The sequence below is a fragment of the Pseudomonas sp. CCOS 191 genome (genome assembly GCF_001007005.1).
In the GTDB taxonomy this organism is placed as follows: domain Bacteria; phylum Pseudomonadota; class Gammaproteobacteria; order Pseudomonadales; family Pseudomonadaceae; genus Aquipseudomonas; species Aquipseudomonas soli.
In genome coordinates, this window is the sequence record NZ_LN847264.1 from 59,908 (window position 1) to 81,444 (window position 21,537).

General features: G+C 64.6%; 22 protein-coding genes. 11 read left to right on the forward strand and 11 right to left on the reverse strand.

What is annotated here, in order from left to right; translation table 11 throughout:
* Positions 1–14: 14 nt before the first annotated feature.
* Genes ctaD through CCOS191_RS00305 form a run of 3 tightly spaced genes read left to right on the forward strand, consistent with a single transcriptional unit; the run spans position 15 to position 3,076 of the window.
* Complete coding sequence (gene ctaD, locus CCOS191_RS00295) at positions 15–1,604, forward strand: cytochrome c oxidase subunit I (RefSeq protein WP_046853605.1); 1,590 nt, start codon at positions 15–17, stop codon at positions 1,602–1,604.
* A 10-nt stretch (positions 1,605–1,614) separates the two neighbouring features.
* Positions 1,615–2,172, forward strand: coding sequence for a cytochrome c oxidase assembly protein (locus tag CCOS191_RS00300; RefSeq protein ID WP_038707108.1), 558 nt, complete (start codon positions 1,615–1,617; stop codon positions 2,170–2,172).
* 16 nt (positions 2,173–2,188) lie between these two features.
* Complete coding sequence (locus CCOS191_RS00305; RefSeq protein ID WP_031314487.1) at positions 2,189–3,076, forward strand: cytochrome c oxidase subunit 3; 888 nt, start codon at positions 2,189–2,191, stop codon at positions 3,074–3,076.
* A gap of 54 nt (positions 3,077–3,130) precedes the next feature.
* Here the strand turns inward: CCOS191_RS00305 and CCOS191_RS00310 are convergent, their stop codons facing one another.
* A complete protein-coding gene (locus tag CCOS191_RS00310) occupies positions 3,131–3,334 on the reverse strand; it encodes a twin transmembrane helix small protein (RefSeq protein ID WP_023628968.1) in 204 nt (67 codons plus the stop codon).
* Positions 3,335–3,396: 62 nt separating this feature from the next.
* On the opposite strand from CCOS191_RS00310, the gene CCOS191_RS00315 reads away from it, so the two are divergent.
* The 5 genes from CCOS191_RS00315 to CCOS191_RS00335 are packed head-to-tail and all read left to right on the forward strand — an operon-like array spanning position 3,397 to position 7,280.
* Positions 3,397–4,140 carry an SURF1 family protein gene (locus CCOS191_RS00315; RefSeq protein WP_046853606.1) on the forward strand — a complete coding sequence of 248 codons (744 nt, stop codon included), beginning with the start codon at positions 3,397–3,399 and terminating at the stop codon, positions 4,138–4,140.
* Positions 4,106–4,684: a hypothetical protein gene (locus tag CCOS191_RS00320; RefSeq protein ID WP_046853607.1), complete on the forward strand. Its 579-nt coding sequence runs from the start codon at positions 4,106–4,108 to the stop codon at positions 4,682–4,684. Before CCOS191_RS00315 ends, CCOS191_RS00320 begins: the two co-directional genes overlap by 35 nt.
* 9 nt (positions 4,685–4,693) lie before the next feature.
* Positions 4,694–5,767, forward strand: a complete 1,074-nt coding sequence (locus CCOS191_RS00325) for a COX15/CtaA family protein (RefSeq protein ID WP_046853608.1) — start codon at positions 4,694–4,696, stop codon at positions 5,765–5,767.
* A complete protein-coding gene (gene cyoE / locus CCOS191_RS00330; RefSeq protein ID WP_046853609.1) occupies positions 5,752–6,651 on the forward strand; it encodes a heme o synthase in 900 nt (299 codons plus the stop codon). The genes CCOS191_RS00325 and cyoE overlap by 16 nt, the downstream gene beginning before the upstream one ends.
* A complete protein-coding gene (locus CCOS191_RS00335) occupies positions 6,648–7,280 on the forward strand; it encodes an SCO family protein (RefSeq protein ID WP_028688687.1) in 633 nt (210 codons plus the stop codon). The genes cyoE and CCOS191_RS00335 overlap by 4 nt, the downstream gene beginning before the upstream one ends.
* 117 nt (positions 7,281–7,397) lie before the next feature.
* Here the strand turns inward: CCOS191_RS00335 and CCOS191_RS00340 are convergent, their stop codons facing one another.
* The 3 genes from CCOS191_RS00340 to CCOS191_RS00350 form a co-directional block, all read right to left on the reverse strand.
* Positions 7,398–8,168 (reverse strand): MetQ/NlpA family ABC transporter substrate-binding protein, encoded by a 771-nt coding sequence (locus tag CCOS191_RS00340; protein ID WP_046853610.1) that lies wholly within the window; start codon positions 8,166–8,168, stop codon positions 7,398–7,400.
* A 64-nt stretch (positions 8,169–8,232) separates the two neighbouring features.
* Complete coding sequence (locus CCOS191_RS00345) at positions 8,233–8,904, reverse strand: methionine ABC transporter permease (RefSeq protein WP_023632566.1); 672 nt, start codon at positions 8,902–8,904, stop codon at positions 8,233–8,235.
* Positions 8,904–9,911, reverse strand: a complete 1,008-nt coding sequence (locus CCOS191_RS00350) for a methionine ABC transporter ATP-binding protein (protein WP_046853611.1) — start codon at positions 9,909–9,911, stop codon at positions 8,904–8,906. The genes CCOS191_RS00345 and CCOS191_RS00350 overlap by 1 nt, the downstream gene beginning before the upstream one ends.
* A gap of 222 nt (positions 9,912–10,133) precedes the next feature.
* Here CCOS191_RS00350 and katE point away from each other — a divergent pair, with 222 nt between their 5' ends.
* Positions 10,134–12,278, forward strand: coding sequence for a catalase HPII (gene katE, locus CCOS191_RS00355; RefSeq protein WP_046853612.1), 2,145 nt, complete (start codon positions 10,134–10,136; stop codon positions 12,276–12,278).
* 113 nt (positions 12,279–12,391) lie between these two features.
* On the opposite strand, the gene CCOS191_RS00360 is transcribed toward katE, so the two are convergent.
* From CCOS191_RS00360 to zur, 4 genes are all read right to left on the reverse strand, one after another.
* Positions 12,392–13,099, reverse strand: a complete 708-nt coding sequence (locus CCOS191_RS00360) for a PA5502 family lipoprotein (RefSeq protein WP_046853613.1) — start codon at positions 13,097–13,099, stop codon at positions 12,392–12,394.
* 129 nt (positions 13,100–13,228) lie between these two features.
* Positions 13,229–14,011, reverse strand: a complete 783-nt coding sequence (znuB, locus tag CCOS191_RS00365; protein ID WP_046853614.1) for a zinc ABC transporter permease subunit ZnuB — start codon at positions 14,009–14,011, stop codon at positions 13,229–13,231.
* Entirely contained in the window at positions 14,004–14,777 is a 774-nt protein-coding gene (gene znuC, locus CCOS191_RS00370; RefSeq protein ID WP_023633007.1) for a zinc ABC transporter ATP-binding protein ZnuC, read from the reverse strand. Before znuC ends, znuB begins: the two co-directional genes overlap by 8 nt.
* On the reverse strand, positions 14,774–15,259 hold the full coding sequence (gene zur, locus CCOS191_RS00375; protein ID WP_046853615.1) for a zinc uptake transcriptional repressor Zur: 486 nt from the start codon (positions 15,257–15,259) through the stop codon (positions 14,774–14,776). The genes znuC and zur overlap by 4 nt, the downstream gene beginning before the upstream one ends.
* Before the next feature lie 18 nt (positions 15,260–15,277).
* Here zur and CCOS191_RS00380 point away from each other — a divergent pair, with 18 nt between their 5' ends.
* Positions 15,278–16,234: a zinc ABC transporter substrate-binding protein gene (locus tag CCOS191_RS00380; protein ID WP_082120338.1), complete on the forward strand. Its 957-nt coding sequence runs from the start codon at positions 15,278–15,280 to the stop codon at positions 16,232–16,234.
* A 75-nt stretch (positions 16,235–16,309) separates the two neighbouring features.
* Here CCOS191_RS00380 and CCOS191_RS00385 read toward each other — a convergent pair whose 3' ends face one another.
* Both CCOS191_RS00385 and CCOS191_RS00390 read right to left on the reverse strand, forming a co-directional pair.
* The gene (locus tag CCOS191_RS00385) at positions 16,310–17,260 is read right to left on the reverse strand and encodes a homoserine kinase (protein WP_046853617.1); all 951 of its coding nucleotides are present in this window, start codon (positions 17,258–17,260) and stop codon (positions 16,310–16,312) included.
* 71 nt (positions 17,261–17,331) lie between these two features.
* Positions 17,332–17,619, reverse strand: coding sequence for a DUF2782 domain-containing protein (locus tag CCOS191_RS00390; RefSeq protein ID WP_046853618.1), 288 nt, complete (start codon positions 17,617–17,619; stop codon positions 17,332–17,334).
* Between the two features lie 74 nt (positions 17,620–17,693).
* Between CCOS191_RS00390 and polA the strand changes: the two genes are divergently transcribed.
* Positions 17,694–20,444, forward strand: coding sequence for a DNA polymerase I (gene polA, locus CCOS191_RS00395; protein ID WP_046853619.1), 2,751 nt, complete (start codon positions 17,694–17,696; stop codon positions 20,442–20,444).
* A gap of 407 nt (positions 20,445–20,851) precedes the next feature.
* Here polA and yihA read toward each other — a convergent pair whose 3' ends face one another.
* Positions 20,852–21,484, reverse strand: coding sequence for a ribosome biogenesis GTP-binding protein YihA/YsxC (gene yihA, locus CCOS191_RS00400; protein WP_046853620.1), 633 nt, complete (start codon positions 21,482–21,484; stop codon positions 20,852–20,854).
* Positions 21,485–21,537 lie beyond the last annotated feature (53 nt).

A 21,537-nucleotide genomic window follows, 5' to 3' on the forward strand; every position in this document is an offset into this window, starting at 1 on the left:
GCAGGAGACAGGACATGAGTGCAGTGATCGACGACCACGCCCACGGTCATGAACACGCCCACGGCCCGGCCAAGGGCCTGATGCGCTGGGTGCTGACCACCAACCACAAGGACATCGGCACGATGTACCTGTGGTTCGCCTTCACCATGTTCCTGCTCGGCGGCTCGTTCGCCATGGTGATCCGCGCCGAGCTGTTCCAGCCCGGCCTGCAGATCGTGGAGCCTGCGTTCTTCAACCAGATGACCACCATGCACGGGCTGATCATGGTGTTCGGCGCGGTGATGCCGGCCTTCGTCGGCCTGGCCAACTGGATGATCCCGCTGATGATCGGCGCGCCGGACATGGCCCTGCCGCGGATGAACAACTTCAGCTTCTGGCTGCTGCCAGCGGCGTTCCTGCTGCTGGTCTCGACCCTGTTCAGCCCCGGTGGCGGACCGAACTTCGGCTGGACCTTCTATGCCCCGCTGTCGACCACCTACGCCCCGGCCAGCGTGACCTTCTTCATCTTCGCCATCCACTTGATGGGCATCAGCTCGATCATGGGCGCGATCAACGTGATCGCCACCATCCTCAACCTGCGCGCCCCCGGCATGACCTTGATGAAAATGCCGCTGTTCGTCTGGACCTGGCTGATCACCGCGTTCCTGCTGATCGCGGTGATGCCGGTGCTGGCCGGCGTGGTGACCATGATGCTGATGGACATCCATTTCGGCACCAGCTTCTTCAGCGCCGCCGGCGGCGGTGACCCAGTGTTGTTCCAGCATGTGTTCTGGTTCTTCGGTCACCCCGAGGTGTACATCATGATCCTGCCGGCCTTCGGCGCGGTCAGCTCGATCATCCCGGCGTTCTCGCGCAAGCCGCTGTTCGGCTACACCTCGATGGTCTACGCCACCGGGGCGATCGCCTTCCTGTCGTTCATCGTCTGGGCCCACCACATGTTCGTGGTCGGCATCCCGGTGGTGGGCGAGCTGTTCTTCATGTACGCCACCATGCTGATCGCCGTGCCCACCGGGGTGAAGGTGTTCAACTGGGTCAGCACCATGTGGGAGGGCTCGCTGACCTTCGAGACGCCGATGCTGTTCGCCATCGCCTTCGTCATCCTGTTCACCATCGGCGGCTTCTCCGGGCTGATGCTGGCCATCGCGCCGGCGGACTTCCAGTACCACGACACCTACTTCGTGGTCGCCCACTTCCACTACGTGCTGGTGCCCGGGGCGATCTTCGGCATCTTTGCCTCGGCCTACTACTGGCTGCCGAAATGGACCGGGCACATGTACGACGAAACCTTGGGCAAGCTGCACTTCTGGCTGTCGTTCGTCGGCATGAACCTGGCCTTCTTCCCCATGCATTTCGTCGGCCTGGCCGGCATGCCCCGGCGCATCCCCGACTACAACCTGCAGTTCGCCGACTTCAACATGGTCTCGTCGATCGGCGCCTTCATGTTCGGCGCCACGCAGATCTTCTTCCTGTTCATCGTCATCAAGTGCATCCGCGGTGGTGTGCCGGCACCAGCCAAGCCCTGGGACGGTGCCGAGGGGCTGGAGTGGTCGATCCCTTCACCAGCGCCTTATCACACCTTCCAGACGCCGCCGGAAGTGAAGTAGGAGCTCGCCCATGGACGGCTTGTCGCTCAAACGCCTGGTCAGCCGCCTGCTGATGCTGACCGTGGTGATGTTCGCCTTCGGCTTTGCCCTGGTGCCGATCTACGACGTGATGTGCAAGGCCTTCGGCATCAACGGCAAGACCGGCGGGCAGTACGCGGGCACCCAGGTGAGCGACCCGACCCGTTCGGTGCGGGTGCAGTTCATGTCGACCAATGCCGGCGACATGAGCTGGGAGTTCCACTCCACCGCCGACCAGATCGAGGTCAACCCGGGGGCCGTGAACCAGATGATCTTCGTGGCCCGCAACCCGACCAACCAGCCCATGAGCGCCCAGGCCATCCCCAGCATCACCCCTGCCGAGGCCGCGGCGTACTTCCACAAGACCGAGTGCTTCTGTTTCACCCAGCAGGTCCTGCAGCCGGGCGAGCGCATCGAGATGCCGGTGCGCTTCATCGTCGACCGCGACCTGCCGGAGTCGGTGAAACACCTGACCCTGGCCTACACCCTGTTCGACATCACCGCTCGCCACCCCCCGGTCGCCCACGCCGCGACCGAGGGCGCCCGCTGAGGGAAGGAGATACATCATGGCAAGCCACGAGCATTACTACGTACCGGCGCAGAGCAAGTGGCCGATCATTGCCACGATCGGCATGTTCATCACCGTGTTCGGGCTCGGCACCTGGTTCAACGACCTCAAGGCCGGCCACCCGGAGTCCCACGGACCGCTGATCTTCTTCGTCGGCGCGCTGTTCCTGGCCTACATGCTGTTCGGCTGGTTCGGCGCGGTGGTCAAGGAAAGCCACGCCGGGCTCTACAGTGCGCAGATGGACCGCTCGTTCCGCTGGGGCATGAGCTGGTTCATCTTCTCCGAGGTGATGTTCTTCCTGGCCTTCTTCGGCGCGCTGTTCTACGTGCGGGTGCTGGCGGGGCCGTGGCTGGGGGGCGATGGGGCCAAGGGCGTGACGCACATGCTCTGGCCCAACTTCGAGTTCGTCTGGCCGCTGCTGCACACACCGGACCCGAAACTGTTCCCGCCACCGAAGGAAGTCATCGATCCGTGGCACCTGCCGCTGATCAATACCATCCTGCTGGTGAGTTCCAGCGTCACCGTGACCATCGCCCACCACGCCCTGCGCAAGGGGCACCGCGGCACGCTGAAGCTGTGGCTGGGGCTGACGATCCTGCTGGGGCTGGCGTTCCTCGCCCTGCAGGCCTACGAGTACCACGAGGCCTACAACAAACTCGGGCTGACCCTGGGCTCGGGCATCTACGGCGCGACGTTCTTCATGCTGACCGGGTTCCACGGCGCGCACGTGACCTTGGGCACGTTGATCCTGTTCGTGATGTTCTGCCGGGTGCTGCGCGGGCACTTCGAGCCGGACAAGCACTTCGGTTTCGAGGCGGCGAGCTGGTACTGGCACTTCGTCGATGTGGTGTGGGTGGGGCTGTTCATCTTTGTGTATGTCCTGTAGTGCGGCTTCGCGGGTGATCGCGGCTGAAGCCGCTCCTACAGGGATGGTGTGAATTCAGAAGGGGGCGTGCGATACCAGTTGCCCACTGATCAGGCCCCAGGCCACCAGGGCGATGGTCAGGGTGGCGAGGGCGACGCGCACGGTAAGGGCCTTGAGCAGGCGGGTCGACTGGTCGTCGTCCTTGACCAGGAACACCAGGCCACTGAACAGGCTGGCGATGGTGGCCAGCAGCATCAGGACAATTGCGGCCTTGAGCATGGCGAAACTCCGGGGGATGCGGTGATGGATACAAGTATAGCGCTCGACCTCACGAGGCCCTGGTGAAGCCGTTTCGCCCAGGCCTGATACCGACCCTGGTGGTGCTTGCGCTGCTGCCGGGGTTGATCGCGCTCGGCTGCTGGCAACTGCGGCGCGCCGACGAAAAGCGTGACCTGCTGGCTACCTACACCGAGCGCCAGATCGAGGCGCCGGTCACCGCTGACCGGTTGCGCCAGCTGCCGGATCCGGCGTTCTACCCCGTGCACCTGTATGGCCGGTTCGATGCCGGTCACAGCCTGCTGCTGGACAACCAGATGCGTGATGGCAAGGCCGGCGTCGAGCTGCTGCAGCCCTTCCACGACCAGGCCAGCGGCCTGTGGTTGCTGGTCAATCGCGGCTGGCTGGCGTGGCCCGACCGCCGCGTGCCGGTGCGCTTCGACACGCCGAGCCAGGCGCTGGCGCTGGACGCCACGGTCTACGTGCCACCGGGCAAGACCTTCCAGCTGCACCCGGACAACCCCGACGGCCAGTGGCCGCAACTGCTGACGGCAATCGAACCGGCCGGGCTCTGGCAGCAACTGGGCCGTGAGGGCTTTGCCCAGGAACTACGCCTGCAGCCAGGCCCTGCCGCCTACCGCCTGGACTGGCCGGTGGTCGCCATGGGGCCGGAAAAACACCAGGGCTACGCCGTGCAGTGGTTCGCCCTGGCCAGCGCGCTGGTCCTGCTCTACCTGTATTTCGGCTGGCATCACAACGACAAGGAGAACCGCCATGGCCGCCGCCACGAGTCCACTGGACGTGCCTGACCGCCGCAAGCCCCGCGGGCGCCTGCAACTGCTGTTGATCCTGTTCGTCGTGCTCGGGCCGATGATCCTTGCCACCAGCATGTACAAGCTCAAGTTCTGGGTACCGGAAGGTCGCAGCTATCACGGTGTGATGATCGGCAATGGCGAGGGCCGGGCCGATATCGGCATCGATGCCCAGGACGAGCGTTGGCAGCTGTTGGTCAGCGCCCCGGGCGCCTGTGTCGAGGAATGCCAGCAACTGGTGTACCTGGCCCGGCAGATCCAGGTCGGCCTGGGCCGCGATGCCAGCCGCGCCAGCCATGCCCTGGCGGCGGCCCAGCCGCTGGCCGCTGACTACCAGGCGCTGCTGGGCCGTGAGTACCCGCAGTTGCAACGCTACCCGCTGGACGCCCAGCGCTATATCCAGAAGGTCGGCGACACTGCCCCGCAACTGTGGATCGTCGATCCTCACGGCAACCTGGTGCTGCGCTACGACGCCAAGGTCAAGGGCAAGCATGTGCTGGACGACCTGCGTCACCTGCTCAAGCTGTCCAACATCGGCTAGGAGGCTGCCATGGCCAGACCCGGATTCCGCCTTGCTGTGTTCGCCACGCTGCTGGCGCTGCTGGTCGTGCTGCTCGGCGCCTACACTCGCCTGACTCACGCCGGTCTTGGCTGCCCCGACTGGCCGGGGTGCTACGGCTTCATCAGCGTGCCCAAGACCGATGCCCAACTGGCCCATGCCGAGCTGCACTTCCCTGAGCACCCGGTGGAAGAAGCCAAGGGCTGGGCGGAGATGGTCCATCGCTATTTCGCCGGCACCCTGGCGCTGGTGATCGCACTGCTTGCCTTCCAGGCTGTACGCCGGCATGCCCATGACGGCCAGCCCTACCGCCTGCCGGTGTTGCTGCTAGGGGTCGTGCTGGCCCAGGCGGCGTTCGGCATGTGGACCGTGACACTGAAACTGTGGCCCCAGGTGGTGACCGCGCACCTGCTTGGCGGTTTCACCACGGTGAGCCTGCTTTTCCTGCTATCCCTGCGTCTATCCCGGGCCTTTGCGCCCTTGCCGAAACTGCCGCTGAGCCTGCGACGGATCGCGGCGCTGGCGCTGTTGGTGGTGATCGGCCAGATCGCCCTGGGGGGTTGGGTCAGCGCCAACTACGCGGCGGTGGCCTGCATCGACCTGCCTACCTGTCATGGCCAGTGGTGGCCGGCGGCGGACTTCAGCAACGGCTTCCACCTGACCCAGCATGTCGGCCCCAATTACCTGGGCGGGCAACTGGACAGCGATGCGCGCACGGCGATCCATGTCAGCCACCGGCTCGGGGCAATGCTGGTGCTGGCGGTTCTATCGATGCTCGGCTGGAAGCTGCACCGCCATGGCCTGAGCGGCCTGGCGCGCCTGGTACTGCTGGCGCTGGCGCTGCAGTTAAGCCTGGGCATCAGCAATGTATTGTTCCACCTGCCGCTGGGCGTGGCTGTTGCCCACAATGCCGGCGGTGTGCTGCTGCTGCTGACCATGGTGCTGGTGAACTACCGCATCCGCGTGGTCGACAAGGTTCGCGTGGGCCATGGCTGGCGCCTGACCCCGGTGGTCGGGGGGCAACTCACTCATCACATGAGGAACGATTCGTGGCGACGGTTCTGAGCACGGAGCACCAGCGCGCCGGATGGCGCGACTATCTGGAACTGACCAAGCCGAAGGTGGTGGTGTTGATGCTGATCACCTCGCTGGTGGGGATGTTTCTCGCCACCCGCGCGGGGGTGGCCTGGAACGTCCTGCTGTTCGGCAACCTGGGGATTGGCTTGTGCGCGGGTGCCGCGGCGGCGGTCAACCACGTGGTCGACCGCCGCGTCGATGCGCTGATGGCCCGCACCCACAAGCGCCCGCTGGCCCAGGGCCGGGTCGCGCCCTTGCCGGCACTGCTGTTCGCCCTGCTGCTGGCCGTGGCGGGGATGGTTTTGCTGCTGGCGTTCACCAACCCCCTCACCGCCTGGCTGACCCTGGCCTCGCTGCTGGGTTACGCGGTGCTCTACACCGGTTTTCTCAAGCGAGCCACGCCGCAGAACATCGTGATCGGCGGCCTGGCCGGGGCCGCGCCGCCATTGCTGGGCTGGGTGGCGGTAAGCGGGCACCTGGGCGCCGAGCCGCTGCTGCTGGTGCTGATCATCTTCGCCTGGACACCGCCGCACTTCTGGGCCCTTGCGATTCATCGCAAGGAGGAGTACGCAAAAGCTGATATTCCCATGCTACCCGTTACCCATGGCGAGCGTTACACGGCCCTGCATATCCTGCTCTACACCTTGATATTGCTGGCCGTGAGCCTGTTGCCCTACGCCATTCACATGAGCGGCCCGCTGTACCTGGCCTGTGCCCTGGTGCTGGGCCTGCGCTTCCTGCACTGGGCCTGGGTGTTGTACCGTGGCACCCGGCCGCACGCGGCGATCAAGACGTTCAAGTACTCTATCGGCTACCTGTTCGCCCTGTTCATCGCGTTGCTCGTAGACCACTACCTGTTGCTGAACCTATGACCCGAACCCAGAAAACCGTCTTCATCCTCGTTGCCCTGGTCGCGCTGATCATGGGCCTGACCGTCAACAAGGTGCTCAACGACCGTGGTCAGTTGAACCCCACCGAACTGATCGATGCCGGCATCATCCTGCTGCCGCAGAGCCGTACCGTGCCGGACGTGACCATGACCGACCAGAACGGCCAGCCGCTGGTGCTGGACCAGCTCAAGGGCAAGTGGTCATTGCTGTTCTTCGGCTACACCTACTGCCCGGACATCTGCCCGACCACCCTGGCCCAGCTGCGCCAGGTGAAGAGCGAACTGCCCAAGGAGGCGCTGGAGCGTCTGCAGGTGGTGCTGGTGAGCGTCGATCCGAACCGCGACACGCCGAACCAGCTAAAGCAGTACCTGGGCTATTTCGACAAGGATTTCGTCGGGGTGGCGGGGTCGATCGAGGACACCCAAAAGCTGGCCAACGCCTTGAGCATCCCGTTCATCCCGGCCGATACCAGCAAGCCCGGGTATACCGTGGATCACAGCGGCAACCTGGCGGTGGTCGGGCCTGACGGGCGTCAGCGCGGGTTCATCCGCGCGCCGTTCAACAACCAGAAGCTGGTGGCGCAGTTGCCGGGGCTGGTCAAGCGCGATTGAGATATTTGGGCCTGCTGCGCAGGCCTTTCGCCGGCAAGCCGGCTCCCACAATCGTGCAGTCTCTGTGGGAGCCGGCTTGCCGGCGATAGGGCCTCGAAGCGACCCCAGGCTGCCGGCTTAGAACGCAGGAACCACAGCGCCCTTGTACTTCTCGGTAATGAACTGCTTCACCTCAGGCGAGTGCAGGGCCTGTACCAGCTTCTTCACCGCGTCCGCGTCCTTGTTGTCCTCGCGGGTCACCAGGATGTTCACGTACGGAGAGTCCTTGCCTTCGATGGCCAGGGCGTCTTTTTCCGGGTTGAGCTTGGCTTCCAGCGCGTAGTTGGTGTTGATCAGGGCGGCATCGACCTGGGTCAGCACACGCGGGATGGTCGCGGCTTCCAGTTCCCGGAACTTCAGGTTCTTCGGGTTCTCGGCGATGTCCTTGATGGTCGACAGGATGTTCGTGTTGTCCTTGAGCTTGATCACCCCGGCCTTGTCCAGCAGCAGCAGGGCGCGGCCGCCGTTGGTGGCGTCGTTGGGAATGACCACGGCGGCGCCGGAAGGCAGTTCGTCGAGCTTCTTGACCTTGGCCGAGTACACGCCCAGCGGCTCGATGTGCACGCCGGCGACGCTTACCAGGTGAGTACCCTTGGCCTTGTTGAACTCATCCAGGTACGGCTGGTGCTGGAAGAAGTTGGCGTCCAGGCGCTTTTCCGACACCTGCACGTTCGGCTGGATGTAGTCGGTAAACTCCTTGACCTTCAGTTCCACGCCTTCCTTCGCCAGCTGCGGCTTGACGAAGTTGAGGATCTCGGCGTGCGGCACCGGGGTGGCGGCGACCGTCAGGGTCTCGGCGTGGGCCGAGAAGGCCGCGACCGCGGCGACAACAGCAAGCAGCTTCTTCATTGATCACTCCTTGTGAGGGCCGCGACGGCCCCCGAACGGGTCGGCCGGGCCGACCCCATTGGGGTTACTTACGGGAAAAATGCACGACCAGCTTGTCGCCGATCATTTGCAGTACCTGGACCAGGATGACCAGCAGCACCACGGTGACGATCATCACGTCGGTCTGGAAGCGTTGGTAGCCGAAGCGGATCGACAGGTCACCCAGGCCACCGGCCCCGACCACGCCGGCCATGGCGGTGTAGGACACCAAGGTGATGGCGGTCACGGTGATGGCGGCGATGATGCCTGGCATCGCTTCAGGCAGCACGGCCTTGAAGATGATCTGGCGGGTGGTGGCGCCCATCGACTGGGTAGCCTCGATGATGCCGCGGTCCACTTCACGCAGGGCGGTTTCCACCAGCCGCGCGAAGAACGGCGTGGTCCCCACCACCAGCGGCGGGATGGCACCGGCAACGCCCAGCGAGGTGCCGGTGATCAGCACCGTGATCGGGATCATCACGATCAGCAGGATGATGAACGGCACCGAGCGCACGATGTTGACGATGGTCGCCAGCACGGCGTAGACCTTCTTGTGCTCGAACATCTGCCGTGGGCTGAACAGGAACAGCACGACGCCCAGTGGCAGGCCCAGCAGGATGATGAAGGCCAGCGAGATGAACAGCATGACCATGGTGTCGTTGGTCGCCTGCCAGATCTCGACCCAGTCGACGTTGGCGAAATAGCTGAGGATGTCCATCAACGCAGTACCTCCATATGTACGTCAGCCGCAGTGAAGCGGGCGAATGCCGCCTCCATGTCTCCACCGATCAGGGCAAGGGTCAGCTGGCCATAGGGAATGTCCTTGATGCGGTCGATGCGCCCGGCAAGGATGCTGTAGTCCACGCCGGTTTCGCGGGCCACGGTGCCCAGCAGCGGCGCGTAGGTGGCGCAGCCCTGGAAGGTCAGGCGCACGATGCGCCCCGGCACATGGGCGAAATCGTCACGTTGCTCGTTCTCGTCGACCTGCTCGTCTTCCTGGACGAAACGCTTGGTGGTGGCGTGCTGCGGGTGCAGGAACACGTCGGCCACCGGGCCCTGCTCGACGATCTGCCCGGCGTCCATCACCGCCACGCGGTCGCAGACCCGGCGGATCACGTCCATCTCATGGGTGATCAGCACGATGGTCAGCTTCAGCTCGCGGTTGATTTCGGCTAGCAGTTGCAGCACCGAGGCGGTGGTCTGCGGGTCGAGGGCGCTGGTGGCTTCGTCGCACAGCAGGATCTTGGGGTTGGTGGACAGGGCGCGGGCGATGCCGACGCGCTGCTTCTGCCCACCCGACAGTTGCGCCGGGTACTTCCTGGCATGCTCGGAAAGGCCGACACGGGCCAGCAGCTCGGTGACGCGCTTGTCGATCTCGCCACGCGAAAGCTCGCCCGCCAGCACCAGCGGCAGGGCGACATTGTCGGCAACGGTCTTGGAAGCCAGCAGGTTGAAGTGCTGGAAGATCATGCCGACCTGCTGGCGGAAGCGCCGCAGCTGGTTCGAGTCGAAGGCGGTGACGTCTTCACCGTCGACCACGATCTTGCCGCCGGACGGCTCCTCGAGGCGGTTGATCAGGCGCAGCATGGTGCTCTTGCCGGCACCGGAGTGGCCGATCAGGCCGAACACCTGGCCATCTTCGATGGTCAGGCTGGTCGGGTTCAGGGCCGGGATATCCCTACCGGCGACGCGGTAGGTCTTGTGGACATTTTGAAACTCGATCACTGAGCGAACCTTGTGGGGCGCATGGAATTTGGGTCAGCGGTTAGCCGGGGCGCGCATTTTAGCCTTTTCCCCTGCGTGTTCTTAGCATTTATTTCGTCACGCTCCAATCCAATCGGCATAACGCGACGGTCGGCAATCCGATTGAACGCATCCGACGGCGGCCCAGTCACTAATTGAACAAGCCCGAACGGGCAGCCTGATGACTGATGAGGAGAGCCGAAGATGCCCAGCAAGAAGCCCCAGGCGCCACAGCCCAGCCCTGTCGCCGGCACCGACACCCCGGACAAGGCCAACACCAACGCCAAGCTGCAGAGCATGGAGGCGTTTCGCAGCGACGCCAGCGGCCAGGCGCTGCGCACCAACCAGGGGGTGAAGGTTGCCGACAACCAGAACAGCCTCAAGGCCGGCGCCCGTGGGCCTTCGCTGCTCGAAGACTTCATCATGCGCGAGAAGATCACCCACTTCGACCATGAGCGCATACCCGAGCGCATCGTCCATGCCCGCGGGACCGGCGCCCATGGCTACTTCCAGAGCTACGGCTGCCATGCCGAGCTGACCAAGGCCGGTTTCCTGCAAGATCCCGAGAAAATCACCCCGGTGTTCGTGCGCTTTTCCACCGTGCAGGGCCCACGTGGCTCGGGCGACACGGTGCGCGACGTGCGCGGCTTTGCGGTGAAGTTCTACACCGATGAAGGCAACTTCGATCTGGTCGGCAACAACATGCCGGTGTTCTTCATCCAGGACGCGATCAAGTTTCCCGACTTCGTCCACGCGGTCAAACCCGAACCGCACAACGAGATGCCCACCGGTGGCTCGGCCCACGATACCTTCTGGGACTTCGTATCGCTGGTGCCGGAATCCGCGCACATGGTCATGTGGGCGATGTCCGACCGGGCCATTCCGCGCAGCCTGCGCATGATGGAAGGCTTTGGCGTGCATACCTTCCGGTTGATCAATGCCCAAGGCGTGGCCAGCTTCGTCAAGTTCCACTGGAAGCCGCGCCAGGGCGTGCACTCTGTGCTGTGGGACGAAGCCCAGAAGCTTGCCGGCAAGGACACCGACTACCACCGCCGCGACCTGTGGGAAGCGATCGAGACCGGTCATTACCCGGAATGGGAGCTGGGCGTGCAGATCGTGCCGGAGGCCGACGAGCACAAGTTCGACTTCGACCTGCTCGACCCGACCAAGATCATCCCCGAGGAGCTGGTGCCGGTGATCCCGCTGGGCAAGATGGTGCTCGACCGCAACCCGGACAACTTCTTCGCCGAAGTGGAGCAGATCGCCTTCTGCCCCGGGCATATCGTGCCGGGCATCGATTTCAGCAACGACCCGTTGCTGCAGGGCCGGCTGTTCTCCTACACCGACACCCAGATTAGCCGCCTGGGCGGACCGAACTTTCACGAGATCCCGATCAACCGCCCCGTCGCGCCCAATCACAGCAGCCAGCGCGATGCCATGCACCGCATGACCATCGACAAGGGGCGGGCCTCCTACGAGCCCAACTCGATCGATGGCGGCTGGCCGAAGGAAACACCGCCCGCCGCGCAGGATGGTGGTTTCGAGAGTTACCAGGAACGTATCGATGCAAACAAGATCCGCCAGCGCAGCGAGTCGTTCGGTGACCATTTCTCCCAGGCGCGGCTGTTCTTCCAGAGCATGAGCCCCCCCGAGCAGCAGCACATCATCAAGGCCTACAGCTTCGAACTGGGCAAGGTCGAGCGCGAGGCGATCCGGGCGCGGGAGGTGAACGAGATCCTGGCCAACATCGATCTCAAGTTGGCGGCAGCGGTGGCGGCCAACCTCGGGCTGCCGGCGCCGAAGGCCGGCACGGTCAAGGTCAAGGGCAGCAAGCCGGCGCAGTCAAAGGCCTTGAGCCAGATGAACCACCCTGGGGACATCGGCATCAGTGGGCGCAAGATCGCCATCCTGGTGGCTGGCGGCGTGGATGACGCGAGTGTCGACAAGGTGGTCAAGGCGCTGGAGGCGCAAAGTGCGCGCCCCATGCTGCTGGGACCGACGTCGGCACCGGTGAAGACTGCCGGTGGCAAGCAGCTGCCGGTGGATGCGTCGATGGAGGGCATGCCGTCGGTGATGTTCGACGGCGTGTGGGTGCCGGCGGGCAAGGCTTCGCTGGAGGCGCTGGAAAACAGCGGCGTGGCCAAGCATTTTCTGCTCGAGGCCTACAAGCATCTCAAGCCCATGGGCGTAGCCAGTGAGGGCAAGCTGCTGCTGAACAAGCTGGGGCTCAAGGAAGATGCGGGGCTGTTGCTGGGCGATGACCAGAAGGCGCTCGAGGGCTTCTTCAAGGCAGTCGAGGGGCACCGGGTGTGGGCGCGGGAGGCGGCGGCCGAAGCTATTCCTGCATAATCGGGGCTGCTTTGCAGCCCATCGCCGCGGTTCGTCGCCACGACAAGCCGGCTCCCACAGGTTGTAGGCGGACCCTGTGGGAGCCGGCTTGCCGGCGATGAGGCCTGACAGATTTATTGCTGATGAGGGATCAATACCACCTGCGCCGGCAATGAACGCTGGATCTCATGCTTCTGCTTCAGCTCGAAGCCACTGTCGAGCTTGCGCACCCGCTTCTCGAGCAGGGTCTTGAGCCAAGGCGCATCCTCGGTGCGCGGCACCTGGAACACTACCTCGCACTGATAACTCACCACGTCCGCCGCGATATCGTCCAGCTGGCGACGCATTGCGCGGCTATCGGTGGTTTTCAGCGCCACGACAGTGGTCGGCGCGGTCGGGTCGATCACCCGGGCCTTGGGCTTGGACTCGGCAGCCTTGAGCGCCGCTTCGGCCTTTTCCAGTTCGGCCTTGCGTGCCTGGGCCACGGCATCGCCGCCGGTCAGGGCTGGTGCTTGCGGCATCAGCGCCCGGGCGCGAGCCAATGCCGTGGCAGCGGCATTCACATCGCCCTTCTGCAGGACGATCTGGCTGCGGCGCAGGTAGGCCTCGGCCAGCTGGCGCTGATGCGGTTCGAGGCGGGCATCATCCGGCGCCTGGGCCTGCAAGGCGGCCAGTTGATCCTCGGCGGTGGCCAGCTCGTTGCTGGCGATGCTTTGCTCGAGCTGCTGCCAGGCATCGGGCTGGGCAGGCGCCACCGGCTGTTCGGCCGGCTTGCTGGAGCAGGCAGCCAGGAACAGGGAAAACGCGGCAACAAGCAGATAACGTGAGGCGAACGGCTTCATTCCTGCGACTCTCTATTTGCGCAAAAAGCGAGCAAGTCTACACCCAGGTGCGCACGCTCGAAAACAGGTCTTCTCAGACTCGAAACCTGCGAAAAGGTTGCAGGATGCGCCTGCGCGCACCCTGAAAATTCAGCGTTTCGGCAACGCCAGGCTCAGCAAGAATAGCACTGCCGCACAGACCACGATCGAAGGCCCGGCCGGGGTGTCCTTGAACCAGGACAGCGCCAGGCCCCCGCAGACCGCGGCAACCCCCAGCAGGCTGGCGCCCACGGCCATCTGCTCCGGTGAGCGGGCGTGACGCTGTGCCGCGGCAGCCGGGATGATCAGCAGCGAGGTGATCAGCAGCACACCGACGATCTTCATCGCCACCGCAATCACCACGGCGATCAGCAGCATCAGTGCCAGGCGCAGGCCGGTCACCGGCAAGCCTTCGACCATCGCCAGTTCCTCGTGCACGGTTACCGCCAGCAATGGTCGCCAGAACATCGCCAGCAGCACCAGCACCAAGGCGCTGCCGCCGAGGATCCAGGCAAGGTCGGTTGGGCTGATCGCCAGCAGGTCGCCGAACAGGTAGGCCATCAGGTCGATGCGCACATCGTGCATGAAGCTCAGCACCACCAGCCCCAGCGACAGCGTGCTGGGGGCGAGGATGCCGAGCAGGGTGTCCGAGGCCAGTGGCTGGCGCTGCTGCAGGGTCACCAGCAGGATCGCCAGCAGCAGGCAGCCGACGGTCACCGCCAGCGCCGGGCTGACATCCAGGGCGAAGCCCAGGGCCACGCCGAGCAGCGCGGCATGGGACAGGGTGTCGCCGAAATAGGCCATGCGCCGCCACACCACGAACGAGCCCAGGGGGCCGGCGACCAGCGCCAGCGATACACCGGCAAGCAGGGCGTAGAGAAGAAAATCAGCCATGCTTGCAGTGCTCTCCGTGAACATGGGCGCCGGGGGCGATCACCGAACCGTGCAGGTCGTGGCTGTGATCGTGATGGTGGTGATAGATGGCCAGGCTCGGGGCGTTCTGGCCGAACAGCTCGACGAAGGCCGGGTCGTTGCTGACCTGCTCCGGGTGGCCCGAGCAGCACACGTGGCGGTTGAGGCAGACCACCTGGTCGGTGGCGCTCATGACCAGGTGCAGGTCGTGGGAAACCATCAGCACGCCGCAGCCGTGGCGGTCGCGCAGGCGGGTGATCAGGTTGTACAGCTCGGTCTGGCCAACCACGTCGACCCCCTGCACCGGTTCGTCGAGTACCAGCAGCTCGGGCTCGCGCAGCAGCGCGCGGGCCAGCAGTACACGCTGCATCTCGCCGCCGGAGATGGTCTGGATCGGGCTGTCGATCACTTGCTCGGCGCCGACTTCCTGCAACGCCGCCAAGGCTGCCGCACGGTCTACACCGGGCACCAGGCGCAGGAAGCGCAGCACCGACAAGGGCAATGTGGCGTCCACCTGGATCTTTTGCGGCATGTAGCCGATGCGCAGCCTGGGCTTGCGCCACACCTTGCCGCGATGCGGCTTGAGCAGGCCCAGCACGGCGCGCACCAGGGTGGTCTTGCCGGCGCCGTTGGGACCGATCAGGGTAACGATCTGGCCCGGCGCCACCGCCAGGTCGATGCTGTCGAGCACCGCTTCGCCAGCGAAGCTGACACCGACCTGCTCGAGGCGGATCAGGGCATCGCTCATGCCTTGCCCCGGCAGTTGCCGCACAGGCCGACCACTTCGACGGTTTGCGTCTCGACCGCAAAACCCACGGCATTGGCGCTGCTGACGATGGCGTCGCTGATGCTGTTCTGCTCCAGTTCGATGGCCACGTGACATTCGCGGCAGATCAGGAACTGCCCCTGGTGCGCGTGCTCGGGATGGCTGCAGCCGATAAAGGCATTGAGCGAGGCGATGCGGTGCACCAGGCCGTTTTCCAGAAGGAAGTCCAGGGCGCGATAGACGGTCGGCGGCGCGGCGCGGCGGCCGTCCTGCTCGCTGAGCACGGCGAGGATATCGTAGGCGCCCAGCGGCTTGTGGCTCTGCCACACCAGCTCCAGCACGCGGCGGCGCAGGGCGGTCAGGCGCAGGCCCTGACGGTTGCACAGCGCGTCGGCCTCGGCCAGCGCACTGTGGACGCAATGGGAGTGATCGTGGGGACGGTGGGCCAGCGGCGTGATGGACATGGGCAGCGACGGTTCAGGATGGAGACGTTATTATGTTACCTGTTTCTGACGACCCGAGTATCCACCGTGTCCCGAATCCTTGCCCTCTTTGTCGCTTTCATCGCTTTTTCGGCGCACGCCGACGTGCGCGTGCTGACCAGCATCAAGCCCCTGCAGCAGATCGCCGCCGCCGTTCAGGACGGTGTCGGCAGCCCCGATGTGCTGCTGCCGCCAGGGGCCTCCCCGCACAACTATGCGCTGCGCCCCTCCGACGTGCGCAAGGTCGCCGATGCCGACCTGCTGTACTGGATCGGCCCGGACATGGAAGGTTTCCTGCCCCGCGTGCTGAAGAGCCGCGCCAGGCCGACCGTGGCCGTGCAGTCGCTGTCGGGCATGCAGTTGCGTCATTTCGGCGAGGACAGCCACTCCCATGACGAGGAAGACCACGACGATCATGACCACGACCACCGTCCGGGCAGCCTCGATGCACACCTGTGGCTGTCGTCGCTGAATGCCCGGGTGATCGCGACGAAGATGGCCGGTGACCTGGCAGCGGCCGACCCGGCCAATGCCCCGCGCTACCAGGCCAACCTCAAGCAGTTCGTCGAGCGCCTGGATGCCCTGGATGCGCGCATCAAGCAGCGTGTGGCGGGGATCGCCGGCAAGCCTTACTTCGTGTTTCACGAGGCGTTCGACTACTTCGAGGCCGCCTATGGCCTGAAGCACACTGGCGTGTTCAGCGTGGCGTCCGAGGTGCAGCCGGGCGCGCAGCACGTCGCCGCCATGCGCAAGCGCTTGCAGGCGGTGGGCAAGACCTGCGTGTTCAGCGAGCCGCCGCTGCGGCCGCGTCTGGCCGAGACGCTGACGGCCGGGTTGCCGGTGCGGTTGGCCGAGTTGGATGCGCTGGGTGGCACCGACAAGGTGGATGGCAAGGGCTATGAGCGCTTGCTGGAGAAGCTCGGTGGCGATCTGGTCGGCTGCCTGGAGCAGCTGTAGGAGCGGCTTCAGCCGCGAAACGGGCGCCACGCTGTGTGGCACCCGCTTCGCGGGTGATCGCGGTGTTATCGCCCTTTAGAGCGCGAACGGCAGCTTCAGCGCCACCTGCTGGCGTTGCGCCAGACGCACTTCGAACTCGCTAGGGTCATGGATCATCACGTCCATCCCGGCGAACGCCTGCGCCGCGATCAGGCGCGACAGCCAGAAGCGCACGCACGCCACCCGCAGCATCACCGGCCACAGCTCCGCTTCAGCGGCGGTGAACGGGCGCAGTGCCGCGTAGGCGCCCAGCAATGCCTGGGCGCGCGGCAGGTCGATACCACCCTGCTCGTCCAGGCACCAGTCGTTCACGGTGATGGCGATGTCATACAGCATCGGCCCGGAGCAGGCGTTGTAGAAGTCGATCAACCCGGTCAGGTGAGTGCCTTCGAACATCACGTTGTCACGGAACAGGTCGGCGTGCAGGTTGGCCTTGGGCAGGGCGAGGATCTGCGCTTTGTGCGCGGTGATTTCCGCCAGCGCCGGTTGCAACAGCCCGGTTTGCTCCTGGTTCAGGCTCGGCAGCAGTTCGGCGCCTGATTCCAGCATCCAGTCCAGGCCCCGGTCGGTGCGGCGCTCGATGATGCGCTCGCGGGTGGCCAGGTGAATGTGCGCCAGCAGCTCGCCGACCTGGGCGCAGTGCTGGTTGTTCGGCAGCTTGATGTGCTTGCCCGACAGTCGCGGCTGCAGCAGCGCAGGCTTGCCGCACAGTTCGCGCAGGCCATGCCCTTCGCGGTCGCGCAGGGCGTAGGGCACGGGCATGTCGGCATCGTGCAGCACGTCGAGCAGTTCGATGAAGAACGGCATGTCTTCAGCCGGCCCACGCTCGATCAGTGTGAGGACGAACTCCCCTTTTTCCAGGCTGACGAAGAAATTGCTGTTCTCGGTACCGGCGGCGATGCCCTGGAAGTCGAGCAGGCGGCCCAGCTCGTATGGCGCCAGAAAGGTTTCCAGCTCAGGCCGGGACACAGGGGTGAAGACTGACATGTTGAAGAATTGCCCATGCGGGCACTTCCGCCGGAAGTGCCTGGTTGATAAGAACGATACGCGTTACTAGCTTACCACTCGAAGATCTTCCAGGACGGAATCAGCATGTCCGGCTGGTCGGAACGAATGAAATTGCCTTCGGAGCCATCGGCGCGTACCAGGAAATAAGGCTTGCCGTTCTTCGGCGTGACCTTGATCGCATACAGGAAGCCGTTCTGACGGTACTCCTGGATGGTTTTATCGCCTTCCGTGCGAATGGTTACATCGGGATCGGCCGATGGGGCTTCGTCCGCCGCCTGGGTGACGACTGGCATGGTGGCCAGCAGACCGAGCAGTAACAGGCGATTGAGTGTGCGCATGATAACCTAGTCCTTTTGTCGTCATTGATCCGGCTATTCTAGCGCCGGACCCGTCGAAAAGGTTGATTCTCCTCATGAGCCAAGCGCCCCTCGTCCTGGTGGACGGTTCGTCCTACCTCTACCGCGCCTTTCACGCGCTGCCGCCGCTGACCACCTCCAAAGGCATGCCCACCGGCGCGGTCAAGGGCGTGCTGAACATGCTCAAGAGCCTGCGCAAGCAGTATCCGGACAGCCTGTTCGCAGTGGTCTTCGACGCCAAGGGCGGGACTTTCCGCGACGCCATGTTCGCCGAGTACAAGGCCAACCGCCCGAGCATGCCCGACGACCTGCGGGTGCAGGTCGAACCGCTGCACGCCAGCGTCCGCGCCCTGGGCTACCCGCTGCTGTGCGTCGAAGGCGTGGAGGCCGACGACGTGATCGGCACCTTGGCGCGCAGCAGCGCCGCCGCCGGCCGCCCGGTGATCATCTCGACCGGCGACAAGGACATGGCCCAGCTGGTGGACGGCCACGTTACCCTCGTCAACACCATGACCGGTAGCGTGCTCGACGTCGCTGGCGTGCACGAGAAGTTCGGTGTGGGTCCTGAACACATCATCGATTTTCTCGCCCTGATGGGCGATAAAGTCGACAACATTCCCGGCGTGCCGGGCGTTGGCGAAAAGACCGCCGTCGGCTTGTTGACCGGTATCGGTGGTGGCCTGAGCGATGTGTACCAGAACCTGGACAAGGTGCCGGGCCTGGCCATTCGAGGCGCCAAGACCCTCGCCGCCAAGCTCGAGGAGCACCGCGACGCGGCCTTCCTCTCCTACGAGCTGGCCACCATCAAGTGCGATGTCGAGCTGGATGTCGAGGTGGACGCCCTGGTCTGTGGCGAGCCGGACCGTGAAGCGCTGCTGGCTCTGTACGCCGAGATGGAGTTCAAGAGCTGGGTCGCCGAAGTCCAGCGCAGCGTGCCCCAGGCCAGTGATGGCGCCGCTGCCGCCGAGGCTCCTGTGGCCGAGAAGGTCGAGCCGAAGTACGAAACCATCCTCGACCAGGCTCGCTTCGATGCCTGGCTGGAAAAGCTGCGTCAGGCGCCGCTGTTCGCCTTCGATACGGAAACCACCGGCCTGGATGCCCAGCAGGCGCAGATCGTCGGCCTGTCGTTCGCCGTCGAGCCCCATGAAGCCGCCTATGTGCCCCTGACCCACGACTACGAAGGCGCTCCGGCCCAGCTGGACCGCGAGCGCGTGCTGCTGGCGCTCAAGCCGCTGCTGGAGGACCCGGCCAAGGGCAAGATTGGCCAGAACGCCAAGTACGACATCAACATCCTGGCCAACGGCAGCCCGGCCATCCATATGCGCGGCGTGGCCTACGACACCATGCTCGAGTCCTATGTGCTCGACTCCACCGCCACCCGTCACGACATGGACAGCCTGGCGCAGAAGTACCTGGACCACACCACCATCGGCTTCGAGGACATCGCCGGCAAGGGCGCCAAGCAGCTGACCTTCAACCAGATCCCACTGGACAAGGCCGGCCCCTACGCTGCCGAGGATGCCGACATCACCTTGCGTCTGCACCATGCGCTGCAGGCGCGCCTGGCCCAGACCCCCAGCGTGCTGCCGGTGCTGATGGATATCGAGATGCCGCTGGTGCCGGTACTGGCGAAGATCGAGCGCCAGGGCGCGCTGGTCGACGCCAGGCTGCTCGGCGTGCAGAGTGGCGAGCTGGGGGCGAAGCTGGTCGAGCTGGAGCGTGAGGCGTATGCGCTGGCCGGCGAGGAATTCAACCTGGGCTCGCCCAAGCAGCTCGGCGCGATCCTCTACGACAAGCTGGGCATGCCGGTGCTGAGCAAGACCGCCAAGGGCCAGCCGTCCACCGCCGAGGCGGTCCTGGATGACCTGGCCGAGCAGGGATACCCGCTGCCCAAGGTGCTGATGCAGTACCGCAGCCTGAGCAAGCTCAAGAGCACCTACACCGACAAGCTGCCGGGGCAGATCAACCCGCGTACCGGACGCATCCATACCTCGTATCAGCAGGCTGTGGCTGCCACCGGTCGCTTGTCGTCCAGCGACCCGAACCTGCAGAACATCCCGATCCGCACTGCCGAGGGCCGGCGCATTCGCCAGGCTTTCGTTGCCAGTCCCGGCTACAAATTGCTGGCGGCGGACTATTCGCAGATCGAGCTGCGCATCATGGCCCACCTGGCCAAGGACGAAGGGCTGCTGCACGCCTTCCGCAACGACCTGGACGTGCACCGCGCCACCGCCGCGGAAGTGTTCGGTGTCGCCCTCGAAGAGGTCACTACCGACCAGCGCCGCAGTGCCAAGGCGATCAACTTCGGCCTGATCTATGGCATGAGCGCTTTCGGCCTGGCCAAGCAGATCGGCGTCGATCGCAAGCAGTCGCAGGACTACATCGACCGCTATTTCGCCCGCTACCCAGGCGTGCTGGCCTATATGGAGCGCACCCGCGCCCAGGCCGCTGAAAAGGGCTTTGTCGAAACCCTGTTCGGGCGTCGCCTGTACCTGCCGGACATCAACGCCAAGAACCCGGCCTTGCGCAAAGGCGCCGAGCGCACCGCGATCAACGCGCCGATGCAGGGCACCGCGGCGGACATCATCAAGCGCGCCATGGTGGCGGTGGACAACTGGCTGACCGAGAGTGGGCTGGATGCGCGGGTGATCCTGCAGGTGCACGACGAACTGGTGCTCGAGGTGCGCGAAGACCTGGTCGAACAGGTGAAAGCCGAGATTCGCGTCCACATGAGCGGCGCGGCGCAACTGGATGTGCCGTTGCTGGTGGAAGCGGGCGTTGGCTCGAATTGGGACGAAGCTCACTAAACGCCGCGTGAAAGCTGTGTAGGATCTGCGGCGTAGTGTCGCGGATCCGGTGCAGGCCTCGGGCCTTAGATCGAGAGTTTCATGAAACTATCGCAAATAGTTTCCAGGGGCTCGGAACTAAACCGGTGAACCGCCACTCAGAGGTACTGAATGGCTGGTGAAGCCTTTCGATGCTCCTATGTTGTGTTAAGTGTTGGCAGATATCTGGACCCCGCCCTAGCGGTCCGGACTTGGACCCCGAACTTCCCCCTCCCCATACGAAGTCCGGGGTTTTTTTTGCCCGGAATTCAGGTGTTGCATCGGTCCTTGTAGGAGCGGCTTCAGCCGCGATCACCCGCAAAGCGGGTGCCACGTACCGAGGTGCTTGCTTCGGAGTTAAAGCCGCTTCTAGCAGGTTCCCTGGCGATTCAGGCCACCGGCTTGTCTTCCAGCTCCATCCAGTCCGCCAGCACGCGATAAGCCTCTTCCAGGCCCAGGCGCTTGGGCGCCGAGAACAGCTGGATGGTCGCGGTGTCGCCCCAGCCCTTGCGAATCTCCGACTGCACCTTGAGCAAGGTGTTCTTGCCAGCGCCGTGGGTCAGCTTGTCGGCCTTGGTCAGCAGGATGTGCATCGGCATGCCGCTGGCCTTGGCCCAGTCGAGCATCATCTTGTCGAAGTCGGTCATCGGATGGCGGGTGTCCATCATCAGGATGATCCCGCGCAGGCATTCGCGGCTGCCCAGGTAGGCTTCCAGGTGTTTCTGCCAGTGCTGCTTGAGCGGAATCGGCACTTTTGCATAACCGTAGCCTGGCAGGTCGACCAAACGCCGTTCATCGTCCAGACTGAAGAAATTCAGCAGCTGGGTGCGGCCGGGGGTCTTCGAGGTACGCGCCAGGCTGGCGTGGGTCAGGGTGTTGAGGGCGCTGGATTTACCGGCGTTGGAACGGCCGGCGAAAGCCACCTCGTAACCCTGGTCTTCGGGGCATTGTTCGACCTTGGCGGCGCTGAGGGCGAATTTGGCTTTCTGGCAGAGGCCGAGGATGGGGTTCTTGACTTGCATGGGATTTCCGATGTGGGTGTTGCCCAGCGCTGGAGGCGTAGGACCAGGCCTGG